At 66.4% G+C, this 18,627-nt stretch carries 14 protein-coding genes and 1 pseudogene; 2 read left to right on the plus strand and 13 right to left on the minus strand.

Going from position 1 to position 18,627, the window contains the following annotated elements; all coding sequences use genetic code 11:
• Nucleotides 1-282 precede the first annotated feature (282 nt).
• The 10 genes from JWS14_RS44510 to JWS14_RS44555 all read right to left on the minus strand — a co-directional run bounded on the left by JWS14_RS44510 (nucleotide 283) and on the right by JWS14_RS44555 (nucleotide 13,351).
• Complete coding sequence (locus JWS14_RS44510) at nucleotides 283-2,898, minus strand: TniQ family protein (RefSeq protein WP_206016661.1); 2,616 nt, start codon at nucleotides 2,896-2,898, stop codon at nucleotides 283-285.
• On the minus strand, nucleotides 2,895-4,022 hold the full coding sequence (locus JWS14_RS44515) for an AAA family ATPase (RefSeq protein WP_206016662.1): 1,128 nt from the start codon (nucleotides 4,020-4,022) through the stop codon (nucleotides 2,895-2,897). The genes JWS14_RS44510 and JWS14_RS44515 overlap by 4 nt, the downstream gene beginning before the upstream one ends.
• Nucleotides 4,019-6,106, minus strand: a complete 2,088-nt coding sequence (locus tag JWS14_RS44520; RefSeq protein WP_206016663.1) for a helix-turn-helix domain-containing protein — start codon at nucleotides 6,104-6,106, stop codon at nucleotides 4,019-4,021. The genes JWS14_RS44515 and JWS14_RS44520 overlap by 4 nt, the downstream gene beginning before the upstream one ends.
• The gene (locus JWS14_RS44525; protein WP_241031798.1) at nucleotides 6,106-6,879 is read right to left on the minus strand and encodes a TnsA-like heteromeric transposase endonuclease subunit; all 774 of its coding nucleotides are present in this window, start codon (nucleotides 6,877-6,879) and stop codon (nucleotides 6,106-6,108) included. The genes JWS14_RS44520 and JWS14_RS44525 overlap by 1 nt, the downstream gene beginning before the upstream one ends.
• Nucleotides 6,880-7,015: 136 nt before the next feature.
• On the minus strand, nucleotides 7,016-9,016 hold the full coding sequence (locus JWS14_RS44530) for a cutinase family protein (protein WP_206016665.1): 2,001 nt from the start codon (nucleotides 9,014-9,016) through the stop codon (nucleotides 7,016-7,018).
• A gap of 334 nt (nucleotides 9,017-9,350) precedes the next feature.
• Nucleotides 9,351-10,148 carry a hypothetical protein gene (locus JWS14_RS44535; protein ID WP_206016666.1) on the minus strand — a complete coding sequence of 266 codons (798 nt, stop codon included), beginning with the start codon at nucleotides 10,146-10,148 and terminating at the stop codon, nucleotides 9,351-9,353.
• Nucleotides 10,148-12,253 (minus strand): hypothetical protein, encoded by a 2,106-nt coding sequence (locus JWS14_RS44540; protein ID WP_206016667.1) that lies wholly within the window; start codon nucleotides 12,251-12,253, stop codon nucleotides 10,148-10,150. Before JWS14_RS44540 ends, JWS14_RS44535 begins: the two co-directional genes overlap by 1 nt.
• The gene (locus JWS14_RS44545; protein WP_206016668.1) at nucleotides 12,250-12,642 is read right to left on the minus strand and encodes a hypothetical protein; all 393 of its coding nucleotides are present in this window, start codon (nucleotides 12,640-12,642) and stop codon (nucleotides 12,250-12,252) included. The genes JWS14_RS44540 and JWS14_RS44545 overlap by 4 nt, the downstream gene beginning before the upstream one ends.
• 179 nt (nucleotides 12,643-12,821) lie before the next feature.
• Complete coding sequence (locus JWS14_RS44550) at nucleotides 12,822-12,992, minus strand: hypothetical protein (RefSeq protein ID WP_206016669.1); 171 nt, start codon at nucleotides 12,990-12,992, stop codon at nucleotides 12,822-12,824.
• Nucleotides 12,993-13,123: 131 nt separating this feature from the next.
• A complete protein-coding gene (locus JWS14_RS44555; RefSeq protein WP_206016670.1) occupies nucleotides 13,124-13,351 on the minus strand; it encodes a hypothetical protein in 228 nt (75 codons plus the stop codon).
• 262 nt (nucleotides 13,352-13,613) lie between these two features.
• Between JWS14_RS44555 and JWS14_RS44560 the strand changes: the two genes are divergently transcribed.
• On the plus strand, nucleotides 13,614-14,501 hold the full coding sequence (locus JWS14_RS44560) for a phospholipase D family protein (RefSeq protein ID WP_241031799.1): 888 nt from the start codon (nucleotides 13,614-13,616) through the stop codon (nucleotides 14,499-14,501).
• 280 nt (nucleotides 14,502-14,781) lie between these two features.
• Here the strand turns inward: JWS14_RS44560 and JWS14_RS44565 are convergent, their stop codons facing one another.
• The 3 genes from JWS14_RS44565 to JWS14_RS44575 form a co-directional block, all read right to left on the minus strand.
• Complete coding sequence (locus tag JWS14_RS44565) at nucleotides 14,782-16,656, minus strand: XRE family transcriptional regulator (protein WP_206016671.1); 1,875 nt, start codon at nucleotides 16,654-16,656, stop codon at nucleotides 14,782-14,784.
• 86 nt (nucleotides 16,657-16,742) lie between these two features.
• Nucleotides 16,743-17,069 carry a helix-turn-helix domain-containing protein gene (locus tag JWS14_RS44570; RefSeq protein ID WP_206016961.1) on the minus strand — a complete coding sequence of 109 codons (327 nt, stop codon included), beginning with the start codon at nucleotides 17,067-17,069 and terminating at the stop codon, nucleotides 16,743-16,745.
• Complete coding sequence (locus JWS14_RS44575; RefSeq protein WP_206016962.1) at nucleotides 17,069-18,094, minus strand: tyrosine-type recombinase/integrase; 1,026 nt, start codon at nucleotides 18,092-18,094, stop codon at nucleotides 17,069-17,071. Before JWS14_RS44575 ends, JWS14_RS44570 begins: the two co-directional genes overlap by 1 nt.
• Before the next feature lie 248 nt (nucleotides 18,095-18,342).
• Here JWS14_RS44575 and JWS14_RS50785 point away from each other — a divergent pair.
• Nucleotides 18,343-18,598 (plus strand): annotated as a pseudogene (locus JWS14_RS50785) (phosphatidylserine/phosphatidylglycerophosphate/cardiolipin synthase family protein); the annotation flags it as partial.
• Between the last annotated feature and the right edge of the window lie 29 nt (nucleotides 18,599-18,627).

The following is an 18,627-nucleotide window of genomic DNA, read 5'->3' on the forward strand; positions in this document are numbered from 1 at the left end:
GGTCAACGCTTCTGGGCGGTGCCCGATGTGGAACAGTCCGGTGGTGTGCGGGCAGACGAACACGGCGAGTCCCTTCTCGCCGGGGTGTCTCTTGCGGACGGCTTTGGCGTCGGCGCGGCTGTGATAGCCGCGGTGATGACACAGAGTGCAGAAGGTCCAGCGGGCGGCGGGGTTGTTGTAGGTTCTCCGAGCCGGTGGCATGTCTCGGCCGTACTGACCAGGTGCGATCGATTTCTGTCTCACGACGTGACCACTTCGCGTGTCTCCGATCTGCGACACTTCTTACAGCGGCGCGAGTATGGGTACTTCAAGGTCTCGGGCTACGGCGAGTACTTCCGCTCCCAGTGGGGTGAGGCTCATCGGGTGGTGTCCATGAGCACGAACCAGGAGCTCGCCACCGAGTTCTCGTTCGAGCCTTATTATCTGGATTGTCAACGTGGACGGTGTGATTCCGATGGTGCGCGCTGCGGCATCGATAGTCCGGTGTTCGGTTGCCGTGATGAAGCGTTGAAGTCGTTGACGGCCGTATGGGCGGACCAGTGTCGGCCGGAGCAGGGTAGGAGTCGGCACTACTCCGGCGGCGGAACGGCCGCCGCGGTGGGTGGTAGTTCGGCAGGGGAGGTTGTGGACGGTGAGCCAGCGTTTGATGGTGCCGCGGTTGACACCGGTCTCGTGGGCGATTTGGGTGAGCGTGTGCCCGCGGGTGACGTATTGGTCGTGGAGCCAGTCTCTGTCGATGACGATGCATGGTCGTGGTTGTGGTCGCCGTAGTTCGATTCTGTAGTCGCGGGCCAGGGCCGCAATGGTCGCTTTGCTGACGTCGAGGCTGCGTGCGATCTCGCGCAGGCTGCGGTTCTGGCGGTGATAGAGCTCGATGAATGTGTTTTCGGGAAGTGCGGCGCGTACTCGCGCGAACGCGTGGCCCCGGATGCGGAGCTGGGCCGCCGATTCTGGGGCGGGGTGGGTTTCGAGGAGGTGGCGAACGGTGTCGATACTTGTGCCGAGTCGGTCGGCGGCCGCGGAGTAGGAACGTCGCTCGTATCGGATCAGTCGGTGCAGGGTGGTGATGTCGATGGCTTCCGGATTGGTTGCGGGCAAGTCTAATCCAGCAATCAGGTCGAGGGGTGGGTGCCAGGTGATCGGTTCCTCCCCGAGGCCGTGGTGGGTGAGGAATTGCCGGGCCGTGTGATCGAGGTGTGCGGCGAGGTCGGGCGTCAGGTGGCGCGGCAGCGCGGCGAGCTTCGTGTGGAATGCGTAGTTACTGTTGGCACTGGGTGCGCGGTGGGCGGGCAGGCCGCTGAGGCGTTGGAACAGCCAGCGTCGGATGACATCGGTCTTGGTCGCGTCCCCGGGCGGGGTCAGGGTGCGCCGGCAGATGTCGGTCCACTGCTCGTCGGGGAGTAGGTCCTCGTAGTTCAGGGCGCGTCGGCGGGCGTAATCGATCGGCACCTCGGTGATGTCGAGGTAGTCGGCGAGGCGGAGGAGAGCGGCACTGGCGTCGGGCCAGTGCTGGTGCGCGGCAAGCTGACTGAGGATCCGTGAGATCGAGTGCGGTGTTGCCGCCGCGCCGAGCATGTCGGCGGCGGTGGTTCGGCTGAGTCGGGATCCGACGAGCAGGGTCGCGACGGCGAGTGCCGCGCTGGTCTCGGTGTGACCGCACCCGGGCAGCGCGAATCGAAGGGACCATTGTGGCCAGAGCAGGGTGGGTAGGCGGCGAAGGATGCGGTCGACGCGACGCTCGTCCGATTCGGGGTGGCCTGGGTAGTCGGCGGTGGTGCGGTACCGCAGTTGGTGGACCGGTTGCAGCAGCGGGGTCAGCGCGCTCAGCTGCACCGCCTCTAGTGTTGCGCTGGTGTCGCGGCCCCACGAGCGGACGGTCTTGGGAGTGATGACCAGGCCGCTGTGGTGGCCGCCGCGCATCAGCCACCGCAGCCGATCACCGGCGGAGGCGATGTCGGGTGCATCGAGCACCTGCAGAGCGACGGTGACGCCGGCCGCGGCCAGCGCAGCGTGTGTCGGCGCCCAGGATCCGGGTTTGTCCGGCGGGTTGGGCCAGTCGCGGGATCCGTTGGTCGCCTTCGCTTGTCGGTAGGCCGTGGCGAGTTCGGGGGGTAATCGGGCGGCGAGGTCCTCATGGCGTGCGTGCCACAGCGCACGTGCGGCGAGGGTGCGCACGTCGGCGAGGGTCTCTCGCGTCGACAGCGGCCGTTCGGCGTACACGCCGAACGATCCGGTGCCCGCGGCGATGGTGTCGCACACGATCTGCTGGGCGACCAGGACCGGGTGGCCGGCCGGGAAGCGGGCTACGTCGGTGCGGGTGAGATCGGCGCCGCAGCGCGGAGGCGCCGAGGCGCCGCCGTGCCGACGGGCCGGGCGCCCGCAGCGCCCGGGATCCGGGATTGTGTCGCCGGGGGTCGGCTGCCCGCGCTGGCGCCGGAAGCAGCGGGGACAGCTATCGGCGAGCAGGCATCGGTGAATGGTGCAGGCGAACGCCCAACCCAGCCGCCACTGCAGCTGCCATCGCCCGCCGGTCTCGGCGAGGCAGTCGGGACAGTACCGCGCTCCGTGCGGCCGACTCCAGGGGAACGTGCAGACCACGCGGCGCCGGGCGCGGTCGATGTCCACCGCGGTTCCGTCGAAGCGGGCCAAGGTCATCGCCTCGACCGTCGTGGGAGCGGCGCCGGTGGCGGCCGCGATCCCCGCCGCTTCGCCGCCGCTCAAGAACACGGCCCAATCGCTGTGCCGAAATCCCCCGGGCGTCGGCGGGGTGAGTACGACCGCGGCGGTCAGGTCCGCCCACGCGGTGCGGGTGCGGTGCGCGATCGCCTCGAGCCACGAGTCGAGCGCCTCGCCCGGCAGCGGCGGGACCCGGATGGGCAGTGTGCGGTTCGCGTTCACACCGCTTCCCGCATCGGGATTGTGGTGATGCGCCGGGCCGCGACGGCCGCCTGCAGTTCCTGGCGCGCTTTCTCGGCGGCCGCGTCGCCCCGGACCCGATTGAGCAGCTCAGTGTCGAGCCGCTCCGCGCCGGTGCGGACAGCGCGTTGGCAGCCACGGTTGATCAGTGTCATCAGCGAACCGATGTGCCCGGTCGATCGGGCAAACAGATAGTCCGACAGGTGGTCCGCGAGCATGCCGGGGTGTTTGTCGGCTAGCACGAGACGCTGTTCGAGGGCCAGCAGGATCTGTCGCCATTCGCGGCGCCCGACCTCGGTGTCCACGACGAACGGACGCATGCCCAGCGGGGTCGTCCGACGCCCGCTCTGCCCGAGCACCGCCTCGGCGTAGGAGGAGCCTTCGGAGAACAGGCCACGCGCGGCAAGACCCACGCCGATGAAGATCAAGGTGACCGGGAATTCGTTGGCGATGTACTTGAAGTGGTTGCTGATCTCGACCCCACTCTGGGCTCGCATCCGCAGGAAATGCAGGTCATCTACCACCAATAGCGTTGTTTCACAGGACAGTACACAGTCAAGTGCGCGGTCGGCGAGTTGGGCGGCGGTGCCGCGCTCGGTGCCCGGGTGGGCGTAGAACTTCAGCATCGCTCGGTTGAATTCCTTCATCCCGGTGTTCCCGGTCAGCCCCACCCGGCACACTGGCCAGCGCTCGTGACCGGCTGCGGTCCGGGTACCGAAGTCGCCGATCTCGCGGCAATGGAACTCCCTCGCGAACGCCAACACAGAGGTGGTCTTGCCCAGCCCCGGAAGCGCATCGATCCCGACCGCCCCCTTGGCCTTGTCCCCATCCTGGCAGTTGCTGTCGACGATGTCCCACAGGTCCTCATGCAACTCGGCCAGCTGCGGCGTCTTGAGCGGGCCGAGGTTGGCGTGCCAGATCCGCCGTGCCCGGTCGTACTCCGCCCGCGCGGCCACACCCAACGCTGTGATCTGCTGTCGGGTCATCACCTCCGGCTGAGTCCGCGTCGGAGCGGTGGCGAACCGCTGCCATCCCTCCTTGCGGGCAAGGGTGAGATTGTCCAACCGCCGTTCGGCGTCGGTGATTTCGTCGGCATCGCCGCTCACACGTCCTCCAGCGCCTCGGCGTAGAAGTCGTCCTCATCGATCGGGCCGGCACCGGGATCGCCACCGGGCAGGTCCAGCTCGTCGTCGCTGTCGTCGTCGCCCACCTCTGCGGAAGGCGCCGCGGCCGTCACCTCCAGGTCTGCGGGCTCGCGGGAGAGCCGCAACGCCACCCGCCTCTCCTGCATGCTCGACCCGAGCCCGAGGCTCCAGCGCTCGAGCAGGTCGGCGACCGCGATCCGATCGTCGGGATAGGTGTACTTCTCCTTCGCCAACCGGCGCGCAAACACCAATGCATCCTCGCTGAACGGCATCTGCAGTGACGGAGCGTGTTCCCATTCCAGGGTGTGCCACCGCCGCGAGTCGGGATCGCGGAAGTAGACGCGGGTGATGTCGTCGGAGTCGACCTGAATCGGCCACCGCCCGTGGGCCGCCCCGCCGTAACCGCTCGTGACGTTCCGGTACGGGTCGAGTCCGGGGCCGTTGTAGCGGCGCCCCGCGATCTCGACACCGTAGTGCTGGATGGTGCGCCAGTGCGTCCGAAGGAACTCGTACGCCAGATCCGGATCGCGCGGCACCTCGATGTACCCGGCGCGGGCCATGCCGTGCTCGAACATCATCGCCGGCGACAACTCCAAGGTCGGCAAATGCGGATCCAGCAGACCCTCATGCGGGCGATGGTGATAGACCACCGCCACCCATTCCCGGATTATGTCCTCCAGCTCGTCGAGGTAGAAGAAGGCCTCCGACTCGGGCGCCAGACCCCGCGAATGCACATCCGGACCCTTGTACCCGGGCAGCGCCTGCAGCAGGTCCTCCCGGATAGTGCGGAAGAACCGCTCCACCGGCCCCTTATCGCGACCGGTCCGCAGCCGCGCCGGTTGAATCGAGATGCCCATCCGCTGACACACGCTGGTCAAATGCTCCGACACGTAGATCTTGCCGTGATCGATCACGACCGTCTCGGGCACGATCGCCGGAGACGCCGCCCCGGCCATCGGCCCGTCGATCGCCTCGACATCGACCAGAAGCGACCGCGGAATGCCGTGCTCGGGCCAGACCGCATGCGCGGGCCAGTCCTTGCCCGCAGGTCGCGGCCGGAAGGCCTGATACAACGTCGCGGCCGCATCCACCGCCTTCGTCGACACCGGCGTGACCCGGATCCCGACGACACAGCGTGTGTACCAATCCATCCCAACCGTAAGTTCGGCCTGCACCCACCGCAATGTCACCGGATCGACCGCGAACACATCGAGCCGGGTCGTGTCCATCAGCAGGTACTCCCCCGGTCGGGTCGGCCGCAGCTTCCCATACACCCCCGCCGGTCGAGCGGCGATATCACGGTTCCGTTTCGTACTCAGCCGGAACGTCGGATGCCTCCGCTCCAGTTGCTCGAGCACCCGAAACGCCGTCGCCCGCGACGGCACCCGCACCACACCCTCACCGAACCGCGCCGCGACCCGCGCATTGGTCCGCTCGATCACCATCGTCCGCGACGGACGCGACTGGTCCACATGCTCGACCATCACCTCCAGGGCGGTTTCAACCCACCGCTCGTCCGAGTTACCCACCACGCCCCTGCGCATCGACGGCTTGGGCGCGAGCCCAGCCTCGCCGTCTGCCCGGAACAGCGAAACCCACTGCTTGATGGTGCGGACTCCAACACCGAGTTCGGCGGCCTTGGCCTCATACCGTCTGGTCAACGGCAGGCAAGGATCGAATCCGGTCCGGGGTTCACCGGCCGCGGCCAATCCGACACTCCCGGCGCGGTATCCGGTCAACACCTCCCTGATATGCCCCGCACGCTCCAGCACCCTCGCCCGCTGAACTGCCGACAACTCGGCAAGGATGATGCTCGCGGGTTCTCCGCGCTCATCCGCCGAGGTATCACCACAGTCTGCGATGGGCCGGGCCCGGCGGGAGTCCAGCAGCTCACGCAAACCGAGTATCACCATTCGCCGGCCCGCACCGATCCGGAGACCAACACTGACGCCATGGTCGTTCGCGGCGACTTCGACAACCTCGGCAGCCTCACCGTCGAGTACGAACCGGGTGCCCACACCCACCCGAACGCCAGCCCGCTGCATCACCCCTCCCTTCTCGTCAGGATCTGCGACGGGCGCAGCGGACGAGTCATGTCGACCAACAACTGACGCCTCCACAGAAGATGGAAGATGGCCGAACGAACCAGCGGTGCAGGGTGATCGGGCAATACTCGACATGCATCCGCGATCGTTCGGCCGTGTAGATCGTGTGCCTGAAGCTCACCGATCAGGGTTGGATCGAATAACCAGTCTCGTCGGAAGCCGGACAGAAATCGCACGTTATCGAGCTGTACGGTGGGTGGCTCGCTGCCGACGTCAAACCGCCATCCCCGCCCTTCGACCAACGCGCGGGTCCATCCAAAAGTGAATCGAACCTTGGGTTTGGACAGCCGATCTCGTGGCTTGACATCCAAAATTTTTAGGCCCGTATCGGTGATCAGCAGGTAGTCCGGAACATGCTTGCGCACTCGACCATCCACCGTCATCGTCATCAGGAACGGCTGCGCAACAATATGATTGACCTCATCATCGAAATCCGCGAAAAGAAGATGCGCGAGCTCGAGCCGCGACTCGTAGATGACGTGGCCGCGCTCGGTTGCTGACCAATAGGCGCCCGAATAATGCTGCTGGTTGTCATGCCATCGGAAGGTTCTCCACGGCGCTGCCGACGACAATCGATCCCCAGTGACATCGTCCCATGCCATCTCCTCGACCTGGCCGTCAAGCGCTCGACGAAACTTCACCACCGCGGACCCGGCCACCGTTGCACCAGCCATGGGCTGCCCTTCGCCGACTACCAACCCTTCGACATGCACGCTGCCACCGTCCCAACCATCTCCGTTGGAACCGAGTCGGCGTGTCTCACTCGAACTGCACAAGTGCATCAGAAGTGCGGTCCGTTTCGAGAATGGGCGGTCGAACCTGAGACCCTACAGTTGTGGGCGCGGGAGGTCATACGGACCGTCCGATCTGCAGATTCAGCCAGTCGGACAGCCAGGTGATCGCGTTGCGGCCGGCGTTGTCGACGACCAGAGTGTTGTAGTTGGTGTGGGCGCCGGAGGTGAAGAAACTCGCGGCCTTCAGGCCTTCGCCGACCAGGGCGGTCAGGTCCTCGGCCCCCTGGGACTGGGCCATGGTCGTCAGTGAGCCGGTCAGCGCCGGCAGGTCGACGTTCTCCGTTTGGGTACTGATGCCGGTGGCCGCGTTTGACTGCTTGCCGAGTAGTTCCGGTGGGGTTTTGGTGGCTTTGCCGGAGAGCATGTTCACCGCCACCGAGGCCAGGTCGAGGCCGACGGGCAGCAGGCCGGCCATCGCGGCACCGGCTCCGAGGGGGTCGGGTGCCTGCCCGGGGGGCGGCAGCAGTTTCTCCACCGCGGTCCAGGCGATTTCCTGGATCTGGCCGATGAGGGTGGCCAGCCGGATGACGTCGACGCCGCCCAGGATGGACGCGACGAGTGCGGCGATCTGGGTGTACCCGGTGGGGTCCGGGATGACCGACAGTATCTGCGACACCCAGCGAAGATCCACGGCCGCGGCCATCTTCACCAACGGCGCGAACTGGTTGTTCAGCTCCCCCGCCACCTGGTGCGCGCCGTGGGCGTCGAGCGCGGCGACCTTCTGCGGCAACGCCGTGAGGTTGTGCAGGATGCCGGGGACGTCGAGCGCGGTCACCCCGGTGGCGACGCCCAGCACCTGATCCACCACCGTGGCCGGCTTGAGCACCGACAGCACAGTCGAGGCCGATGCGAGCGCATCGGCGGGAACCGAGGTCAGCGGGGCGACCTGGCCACCGAGGGTGGTGGCCGCGGCCGACAGCTGCGCCGCGTCCCCGGATGCCCCGGCCACGGTCGACGAGCCCGACTCGGCCAGCTTCCCCGCGGTGTCGGCGATCGTCGTCACCGTGGTCAGCGCGGTGGACAGATCAGATGCCCCGGCCTTCGACAATACCTGGGAGGCACTATGTTCGGGGCTACCCACCGGGGCGGCGGCAAGCTGCCCGGAGGCAGCACGTGCGGCCCCGGAGTCGATCAAATCCACGATCGGGGCGAGCGTGCCGGCGATGGACGATGCCGTCGCGGCCACCGCGCCGACATCTACGTTCGGCTGCGAAAGCTGCTGGGAGAGTGCGGTAACACCCTCGCCCAGTGCGGGCAGGTCTGCACCGGAGAAATCCGAGGTCAGCGCGGTAGCCAACTGAGCATTTCCGTCGACTTTGCTGGTGTCGCCGGTGTTGCCGGTGTCACCGTCCGTGCTGGGGGTCTTGGACAGAATCGATCCGAGTGAGCCGAGGAGAGGGTTGTCGCCCTTGCGGATCGAGCAGTACAGGTCGCCGGGATCGCAGATGGAGGCCACCCGGCCGGAGAGCGTGCCCATTCCTTGGGGGCGTGGGTCGGCGATGCCGTGACCGGAGGTTCGAGGGCCCACAATCGCCGACCCTTTGGTGCCGGCGCCGGGGTCGGCGAGCAGGCCCACGGCCAGCACCCGGTCGGCGTCCACCGGCCCGTGGTCGTTGCCGATCCCAGAGGCAAGATCGCCGGCGGCGTCGGCGCCCTGGGAGTAGCCGGTGATCGTGAACCTCGTGTTCTTACACGTGTTCGAGACGTCGGTGAGTACCGCCTCGGCCTTGGTGAGGGCGTCGATTTTGCTGTCGGCGTAGGTGTGTCCGTTGTCGAACGCGCGGGCCATGTACGGGAGGGTGTAGACCTGCGCCCGGTCACCGTGGGCGGCGGTGATGGCGTCGGCGACCGGTGCGAGGATCCCCACCGGTTGGTGGGGGTCGGCGTTCTCTGTTGTCTCCCAGGTCCCGGGGATGAGCAGATTGAACGTCGCCACACAACCGGTGGGGTCGGCGTGCGCGATCGCCGGGGCGGTCACCGCGACACCGCCTCCGGCGACGGTCGCGCACACAACGAGAGCAAACACGCTGCGGGCTCTCGAACGTCTTGCGGGCATGGGCACCTCATCTGTCGCCGGCGAGCTATGAAGCTCACCCCTCGATGCGGCCCCGGGATGCCACACGCAGCCTCCGAAGAACACACCACGATGAGGTGAGGTGCATACGGTGACCGAATCCGGCGGCGGAATTCAACGGGGTATGTGGATAACTTCTTCTGCCTGGCCGTCCTTCGCGCGTCGCCTACCACCTGGCCACCGCCGCGTAACCCCGTAGTGTTGCGAGGACCGCTAGCTGCAATAGCAGTGCTGCCGCGATAGCAACGCTTCCCGCGATTTGAGCTGCGGGAACGACACGTCCCCCCGGGATTTCCTCGGCCGGTGATGCCTGCGATCAGATCCAGTCGATGTGGACGGAGTCGATGTGGTCGAAATGGAATCCGAACTGGTCGCTGTACTTGTCGAAACCCTTGTTCTCCGGGTAGTCGAGGGTGGCGTGCCGCTCCAGCAAGGCCACGACCCGGGCGTGATCGTCATTCGCCAACGCGGCGGCCAGCTCACGGGACTCCTCACTGGTGAACGGGGTGTCCGAGTTCGCGAAATCCAGGGTGCGGACCCGGTAGTCGTAGCCCTCGTCGGCGCCGTTACGGACCATGACACCGCCCTTGACGCGGATGACCGCTTTCTTCGGGGTTCCGTCCGGGCGCAACACCCCGGCGCGTTTCATGATGTCCTCGGCCTTGACGTTGCGGAGTTTCTTGCTGGCGTCGGCACGCAGCTCGTTCGTTTCACCGGATCGGTATCGGGAGACGGCGGAGCGGGACCGGCCGATCTTGGCGGCCACGGCGTCGACGCCGCCGAGACGTTCGATCGCGGCACGGCGTTGGGCTCGCTCGAGGACATCCGGGTGGGGGATGCGGCCTTGTTGCGCCCAGCGGCGCAGCGTGCGAGCCGACGGGGGTGTGCGGCCGGCATCGATCGCGGCCTGCCGCAGGCCCTCGTTGCCGAGTTCCTTACGCAGTTGCTTGACGGAGACCTTGCTGGTCAGCCCTGCCAGGCCGCCGCTTTTGACCTGCTTGGATTTTTCGACACCGCTGGTCGCGGCGTTGGCGACGGAGACCTTGAGGCCGTCGAGACCGACCGCCTCCTGCGCCGGCTTCTTGGTGCGCGGCTTCGGGAGATGCAGGGCCATCAGAGCACCTCCTCCCCTTCGTCGTCGGTGTCCTCGTTGTCGGCGAAGGCCGCCTTGATCGCCAGATTCACCTCGTGCACGTCCTGGGCCGATGTGAAGGCGGACACGAGTGTGTCGGTGAGGACTGTGTCCTTCTCCACCGACATCTTCCCCAACGCCTCGCTTTCGTCGGCGATGTCCTCACCGCCTGAGAGGAGGTACACCCAGGAGTCGGTGACGGTGCGGACCGGCCAACGATTGTGTTCGCGGGCGATCCGCATCGCGACGCGGCGGCCGCGCCACCGGCAGTGCGCGATGATCGCCGCCCGCCAGAGCGGTTGGTGGTGATGTTGCATCTGCTTGGCAGTCCACATGTCCGGGTTGACCATCCGCCCGATGTAGCCCTTGTAGCAGGTGCCGAGGAACCGTTTCGTCGCGTCGTCGTCGGTGTCCACCGCGGCCTTGCGGGCCTCGCGCAGGATTTTGGCCCACTTGTCCAGGGCCCGGCCCTGTTGTGGGTAGACCCAGGCCTCGGTGATGTCGAGGTCGTCGAGGTCCGCGCCGATTCCTCCGTCTGCCACTGGTGAGCACAGACCGTCGAGGCTGACCGTGGTCACCCAGGTCTGCACCGGTTGGTCCGCGAGCATATGCGGGTGCGGCAACGGGAGTTTTTCGGGCAGTGACAGTGTCTGCGCGGGCGGCAGGGTGATCCGCCATAAGCCGAACGGGGCTCCCTTGTCCCTCACCGCTGCAGCGGCTGCCACCCCTCCGGTCAGGTGCTGGGGTTGCCCGTAGCCGAATTCGAGCATCCCGGCCGAGGCCAGGTAGGCCGCGCGTTGGTCGATCGAGACCAACCGGCTCGTCCCGTCCACATCCTGCGCGTCGGGGACGCGGGTCCAGCCGACAGCAGGTTCGAGATCTCCCCGCGGCGGGCCGTCCAGCGGTGGGACCGAGCCGGGTGTGGTGACGACGATGCCTTTGCCGCTGCGGGTGCGTTCACGCTTGATCTTGTCGACGAGGGCGGCGCCGGTGCGCGCCGGCGTTGGCCCCGGGAGCACCCCGAGGTGCTTGGCGCACCAGGCCAACCGGCGACCGAGCTCCCGTGCCGCGGGAAGGTCCTCGTCCGGGAGATACGTTCCGGCCGTCGGTGAGCCGAGGATGCCCATGTCGCCGACGCGGTTGTGCCAACCGAAGTCCTTGTTCCAGTACGTCCACACGTATGGTTCGATCACCACATCGACCATCGAGGTGAAGTTCCCGATCGAGCGGGACAGGTGCACCACGTGCCCGGGATCGCCGCGCAACTCCCAGCCTGCATTCAGCATCGGTGTCAGGGTGGCGTGCAGGACGGCGGTCAGTTCCTGGGCGGCGCGGTTGCGGAGGGCCTCCATGTCGTCGACGTCGTCTTCGCTGCCTGGGTCGATGATCCACCCGAGCAACTCGCACGCGCCCTGTCCGACGATCCAGATCTGTGCGGGGGCTCCCAACGGTGTCAGCGAGGCCCAGCGGATCAGTTTGTCCAGCTTCTCGACCGAATCGACGGGACCGGTCAGTTCCCGACCGGAGGGTGTGTAGGTCCCGGCGGCGGTCACGATCAACGCATGGCCATCGGCGTCTTCTCCGGCGGGCAGCGCCTCCCACACCGGCGGATCCGCCGCGTCGTTGCCAGCCTCTTCGTTGTCAGCCTCTTCGCTGCCAGCCGTGTCGCTTTCAGCCGCGTCGTCGTGCACTTCGTCGCCGTCCACCGCAGCGTTGTCCACTTCTTCGCTGTCCGTCTCGGGTGTCGGCGGGGTCGGGGCGTCGTCGGCGTCGGCTTCGGCGACATCCGACCGCTCGGGCGATGCAGGGTGGGCGGCAGCGGCGGGCTCAGAGTCAGCCTGATCGGCTTCGACGAAGACAGCAGCATCGACGGAGACAGCGTCATCGACGGGGAGAACGTCGCCGTCGGGAAGAACGTCGCCGTCGGGAAGAACGTCATCGTCGGGAAGAACGTCGCCGTCGGGAAGAACGTCATCGTCAGGGATAACGTCATCGTCAGGGATAACGTCATCGGTGGAAGAGGGAGATGTCGTCAGGGTTGTCTCGGGCAGTGCGAACAGGGGTATCTGTTCCCACGGACCGCTCATGACTCCTGCTCGGTGATCCGGCCGTCATGATCTGCCGGCGGGACGCTGTAGCGGTCGAAGAATTCCTGCAGGGCCACGTCCACGACGTTGGTCACCGTGGATTGGCGATCGTTCACCAGCCAGTTCAACCGGGCCTCCGTCGAGGCCAGGACCCGGGTATTGAGCGGAACCTTCGCCGGGCCCTTCCTCGGTTCCAGCTTCGCCGTCAATTCCGGACTCGGCGTTCCCGCACCACCGAACTCTCCCGCACCGGAAGCACGTTTCGCCGCCCCTACGGCGGCTCGTCCGGCCCCGGTCGGGCGGCGGCGGGCGCCGCCCTCGGAAGTTCCTACCTTCGCCATCCCCACCCACTCGTGTTCGGTGTGCCACCCGTATACGTGCGCGGACATCACCCTACCCACTACGTACCTTGTTGCCGGTATTTTCGCTGGCATGTTTGCGCGCAGATTCGCGCCCAAGATCTGACCGGGGTGCTACCTCCCGCCTGAGGATTGACGCCGCTGGCGGCCACCACACTGCCCGGGCCGTCAGCGCAGGAAACCGTTATGACTCGACAACCGCGGAGTCGTCATTCCACCAGCGTGATCGGCACCCCGGGGGTGATGAACAGGTGGTGCCGGGCGCCGTCATGGGTGAGGAACATTGCCACGCCCAGGGTGTGTCCCTCGGCGAACCGTGCGAGCAGCTCCCGGGTGGCCTCGAATCGGGTCTGGCTGATGCCGTAGGTGACACCACCCAAAGGTGAGGCTGGGCACCGTACCCTCCTTCTACTTGGCGGTGGATCGTTGCCGGAAGTCTCGCGGACACCGACGCCTCCGCGAGGACGGATACACCGTCGCGGCCCGATGGAGGTATCTGCTGCGGGTGGGGTTACCAGCGGTGGACGACGGTCGGGTTCGGCTCGTCGCTGCCCCGAATCGCGATCGGAGTCGCCGGCGTGATCAGCAGGCGAACCGTCGTGTTCTGGCTGACGAACCCGACGAATCCACCATTGCCGTTGTCTGCGAAGAGGCCCCGGATGTCGACCTCGAGGCCGTGGGCGGCGGCCGCATCGGCGAGCGGGTAACGGACCCCGTCGTAGATCGCTTCGTAACTCATGATCCTTCTCCCGTTGGTCTCGTGGTGCCCACAGCGTACGAGCGCCGGGCCGCCGGTCGTGGCCCGACGCCGGGGCCGACGCGTTGTCCGCAACCGAGATTCGACCGGATCGCTGCACCCCAGGCGACCGCGGTCAACCCGCCCCCGCGCCACCGTCGACCTCGCCGGGGCGCACCGAACCGGCGGCGCACCCGTTTAGCTTCTTTTAGCGTTGCCCGGGACCGGCACCACACGCAACGCGGGCCGGTTACCGTCTGTCGGTATGGGGACCACCTTCCACGGGCCAAGTCCATGGCCGCACATCACCCGCGCCATCCGCACCCGCGGCGCCCGGTACGCCGCGATCGGCTACCTCGGACAGGACGCACCCGACCTGCTCCCGCTGCGCGCCGGGGACCTGTTGGTCGTCAACGCCTCCAAGGCCGCTATCCGGGCGCACGCCACCTCCCCCGCCGCCCTCGCCCACTACCTGAACAAGGGAGTACGGGTGCTGTCGTCGCCGACCCTGCACGCCAAGGTGATCGCGACCAACACCCGGGCGGTGATCGGGTCGGCGAACGCATCCGAAAACTCCACCCTCGCCGACGACGCCGTGGTCATCACCGACGACCCCGAGATCATCGCCTCCGTCCGGAAGTTCATCGACAGCCTCGACGAGATCACCGAGGTCGATCAGGTGTTCCTGGACGACGCGATCCGGGAGTGGGAGATCGGCCGCGCGGTCCCCCTGCCCGGGGTCACCGGCCGGGTTCGCATCGAGACAGATTTCCTGCCGACGCCGGTGACCCGGATGTTCGTCAAACACGCCGTCGACTACGAACCCACCCGCACCGAACAACAGGTCCTCGACGAGCAGCGGGGCCGGCACCACAGCCGCGGCGGCCCGGCGGCGAAGTATCAGCTCGAATCGCTTCGCCTCGACAGGCCCAGCGGTGTGAAGCGGGGCGACGGCTGGCGGAGCGTAGGTATTCAATTCGTGCGCTATTCCGGGACAAAGGCGATATCTCCGCTTCAAATGAGGGGGCTGCCGCATCCTTCGGGGTCGCCTGCTCAGTTTTCAGTCGCGGGGTGGTGGAGTCACAAATTCGCGGGCACGACCAGACCGAGCGATCACAAAGGCTGCGTGTCGGCGGATCGAGCCGCGAGGTAGGTGGCCCAGCTAGTTTGAGCGTATTGGGCCCATCTGTGCGCAGTCTGCGGAGCGATGCCGAAAAGATCGCTGACCACGACCGGTTCCAGGTCGACGATGTTGGCGATCATCGCCGAGTTGCGGGCAGCCAACGTCGGCAGGCCGTACTTCTTCAGGTCTCTGTGCAGGGCATTCGTGTTTCGGGGCCGACTCGGCGGCATGCCGGGAAACATCAAGGCCGGCACCCCCGGACCCGAGTACGCCCGCCCGCCGGATCGCCTCACCCTGATCAGTTCCTCGATCAGGGTAGCCAGCGAGGGGGGAAGGATGACTCGATCACCAGATAGGCGTGGGTGTCGTCGCGGTGGAATCGGTCATAGGTCAGCTCGACGATGCGGGCCACCGGTATGGCGTAGAGCCGGACCAGCGCGCCGACGATGCGAAACTCGAGCGGAAGTTCGTCGTCGGTCAGGCACCGTCGTAGTTGCTCGGCATGCTCATCGTGGTCCTGGAACCGCTGTGGGAGTCCGCCCTTCGTGCGAGGAACTTCGATTCCCGTGATCAGGCGCCGTGCCTGCATCCACGCCAGGAAGGTGCCCAACGCTCTGGCCTTGGAGGGGCGAGTGTCGAAGTAGGTATCGACATGGTGCTGGCCCAGGGTGCCGATTGAGGCCCCCTCATCGGCGAGCCAGCTCAAGAAGTTGATGGCGCACCGGATCCGCTGCCGGTTCGAGGCATCCGCGCCAGGGCGGAAGGGCCGGCGGGCCGCCCGGAGTCGGGCCCGGCGCACGAGGTGCCATTCGGCGTAAGCGCGAATAACGGGCTGATGCTGGGCCGGGAGCGTGGGGACGATGCGATCAACCCAGAGTTGGAGCTGAGCCAACGCCTCGTTGCGCTGCGGCACAACTCCCGCGGCGACGAATGCCGCGCGGATGTGACGGGTTCGACGGTTTTGCGGGAGTTTGTCGATCTCCTCGTGGGTGATACCGCGGCCCGCTCGGACGAGCGCGGCCAGCACGGCCAGCGAGCTGTCATTGACCACCCAGGTATGGACGCTGCCCGGGCTTACCGCGGCGAGCGCATCGAACATCGGCTTCATGCGGGCATCACCTGCCGATCCCTCGTCGCCGAGGAGCGTGGCGATCTTCGCAAGCACCAGGCACCGATCGCATCGGCCGTCACGGAACCCCGGCCCCTCCTCGCCGCAGCTTCTGCAGGCAAAGTTCAGATCGACACCACCGCACCGGGTGCACACCGCATCGCCGGAGTCATTGACGCAAACCAGGATCCGGTCCTTCTCGCACTCCGCGCAGGTGTCGGGGTGCTCCAATCGGGTTCGGTAGCACCGCTGACAGACCGAGCCCACCGGCCATACCGCCGCCACTGCTTTCATCTCATCGCAGATCGCACACGATCGCTTCGATCTCGGGTAGCAGGTGCTGCAGTAGAACGGGCCGCCGCGGAAGCGCACCCCGAAACGGTGCCGACCACACCCCGCGCATTCGCCGACCTCGCGACAACACCGCTGGCACATATCAGGACGGCCCTTGCCGTCACCTCGACGCTGGATCGTGCGTACTTGCCCGCAGATTCCGCACAGCCGAGGCCGAGCGCTGGCGTGGCAGCTCTTGCACGCGGGCCCTTTGTCCGTGTTGGCGCCGACGATCCGCACTCGACCGCAATGCGCACACGGTTTCTTCGGACGCGAGGCGCAGCGGTTGCACAGCGGTGAGCCGTCCTCGCCGCGGCTGATGATCTCGGCCAACTTGCCGCACCGTGCACACTCGCTCCGCCGAGCAGGGTCCAGGCTGTAACACGCGCGGCAGATCCGACCCTCTTGGCGGCGGGCGACGATCCTGCCGATCTGGCCGCACCGCGCGCACGCTCGCCGCTCGACCCGCTCCATGCACCGCACACAACACCGGCCGTCGGGTGTTCGGCGTCTGAGGAACTGGTCGGTGCGGCCACAGCGGACACACCCAAGCAGGACCACCTTGTCGCCGAACCCGTTGTCGGTCAGCAGCGTCAACAACCTCAGCACCGTCATCGGACAATGTGGCGACGGTGCGATGAACGCATCGCGGTGTTCGCTCAGGTACACGTCCAGCTCGCGGGCATTCCGACCTTCCCATGCATGAGCCTGCTGCAGCAGACGTTGCGCGGTCTCGGCGGACATACCCGGACCGGCGACCTCCCGTAGCACCCCGATCAAGCGCTCTTGAGCCGCGAACAAGAGTTCGCCGCTCCGAGCAGACCGAGGCGTCATTTTCGACCTGGCCTTCGAATCACGCTTCGACGTGGTTCGATGCTGACCGAATCAGATTCAGCACCAACCGTTTTACGGACTTGCTGGTTGACGACCTCCGGTTCGATCAGGTCGTTCGGCGAGCAGCCGAGGATGTCGCAGAGCGCGACCAGCACATCCATGCTCAGCCGTTGCGGCGGCTGGGTCACCAAACGATAGACCTGTTCTCGAGACAACGTGATGCCACGCTCGGCGAGCAGCGGCACCAGATTCGAGGTCTGAAACATCTGCTGATCGGCCATCAAATCCCGCAGCCGCCAGCGGTAACCCATCTTCTTGTTCATCACGTCACATCCCAGTCGGTGCCGAGCCGGCCCTTCAGTGAAGCCACCAGCATCTGATTTCGGAATTCGTTGGACACCCCGGTGTAGATCGCGGTCGTCGCTGCATGCGAGTGCCCGACCTGCTCCTGGGAAAACTTTGCGGGATAGCCGAATTCGGTCCAGTGTGTCACCGCCGAATGCCGCAGGCAATGGACGTCGAGATGCTCGTCCAAGCCCGCGTCCCGCTTCGCCGCAACGAACGCGTCGTTGATCGAGCGAGGCTGCAACCGCCCCACCCGTTCGGTGACCCATAATGCCGGATGTGCACCCGGCGAAAACCGCGGCCGCAGCTCGGTCAGCCACTGCTCGAGCACCTCAATGATCCAGTCCATCTCCGGAACCAGCAGCACCGATCGCCGCTTGGGCGCAGATCCCTTCGACGACTTGCCGAAGCGCACCATCACACTGCCGAACCGACCGAACTGCGCCATCCTCGGATTGCGGCGCAGATCGACCAGGTCGAGCTTCGAGGCCTCGGTACGCCGCAGGCCGAAGGCATAGACCAACTTCAGCACCGCCGCGTCCCGAGCAGCGCCCAGTCCACCCTTCACGCCCCGGCCAACGATCTTGCCCGGCCGAGCGTCGGCGGCGTCGAACAATGCCTGGATCTCATCGTAGGTGAGCGGGCGCCGACGGGGATCGCCTTCGTACTCACTTCGGTGGGCGATCGAGTTGCCGTCGTGGAAAATCTGTTGCGGCACTTCACCGAATCGTTCCTCACATACACTGGCCCACCCGTAACGCGGATCGAGCAGAAACTCCAGAAACAGGTTGATCGCGATCTCGTAGCCCCGCGCGGTCGACAGCGCACGCGGCGGATCCAAATTCCGCAGATGGTCGATGAACGCCTCACCCTCGGCCGGCGTCCACTGCCAGGGGTACAAGCCGGTGAACTCGACCAGTCGACTGATCAACCGCAGCCGTCTCACCATGGTGGTTTCTCGCAGAAACCGCGCGGATTGGTGCCGCCGCCAACCCTCCAACATCGCCGCGACGAGCGCCGGCTCAGGGTCGAAATGGACAACGTTATCCGCCAGGACAAGACGCGCAGAACCCGGAAGTGGCACGTTCACCAGTCTGTTGTATCAGATGCATCAATGATGCGTACGTGAATTCGCGCTGCTCAACGCTCAGACCCTCTTCGTCCCGAACTGCGCTACGCTCCCCTTGAGCAGCGCAGATATCCGGACCCGATTAGCGCGCAATGTTGCATCCGATGCAATTCCACCGGTTTGTCCCGGTCTTCGTCACCGCCGACAACGAATGGATCCACCCACCGGCCGTGGTGGATTCCGAGGCGATCGCGATCCCCCACGCCCACGGCGCCATCGGTCATCTCCTGCGCAGCCGCACCGACCTCTCCCCATCCCGGTGCCGGAAGCCGAACAAACCCTCGCCGACCTCCGACACCCCAACCCCGCCTACGAGCCGACCACCGGATCGCCTCCCCCAGCCTGCGGACCGCTCTGCTCCAGCTCTGGAACCTCTGACATATTGCCAATACTGGCTTTTACCAGCG

It is taken from the genome of Rhodococcus koreensis, from assembly GCF_017068375.1.
Taxonomy (GTDB): Bacteria; Actinomycetota; Actinomycetes; order Mycobacteriales; family Mycobacteriaceae; genus Rhodococcus_F; species Rhodococcus_F koreensis.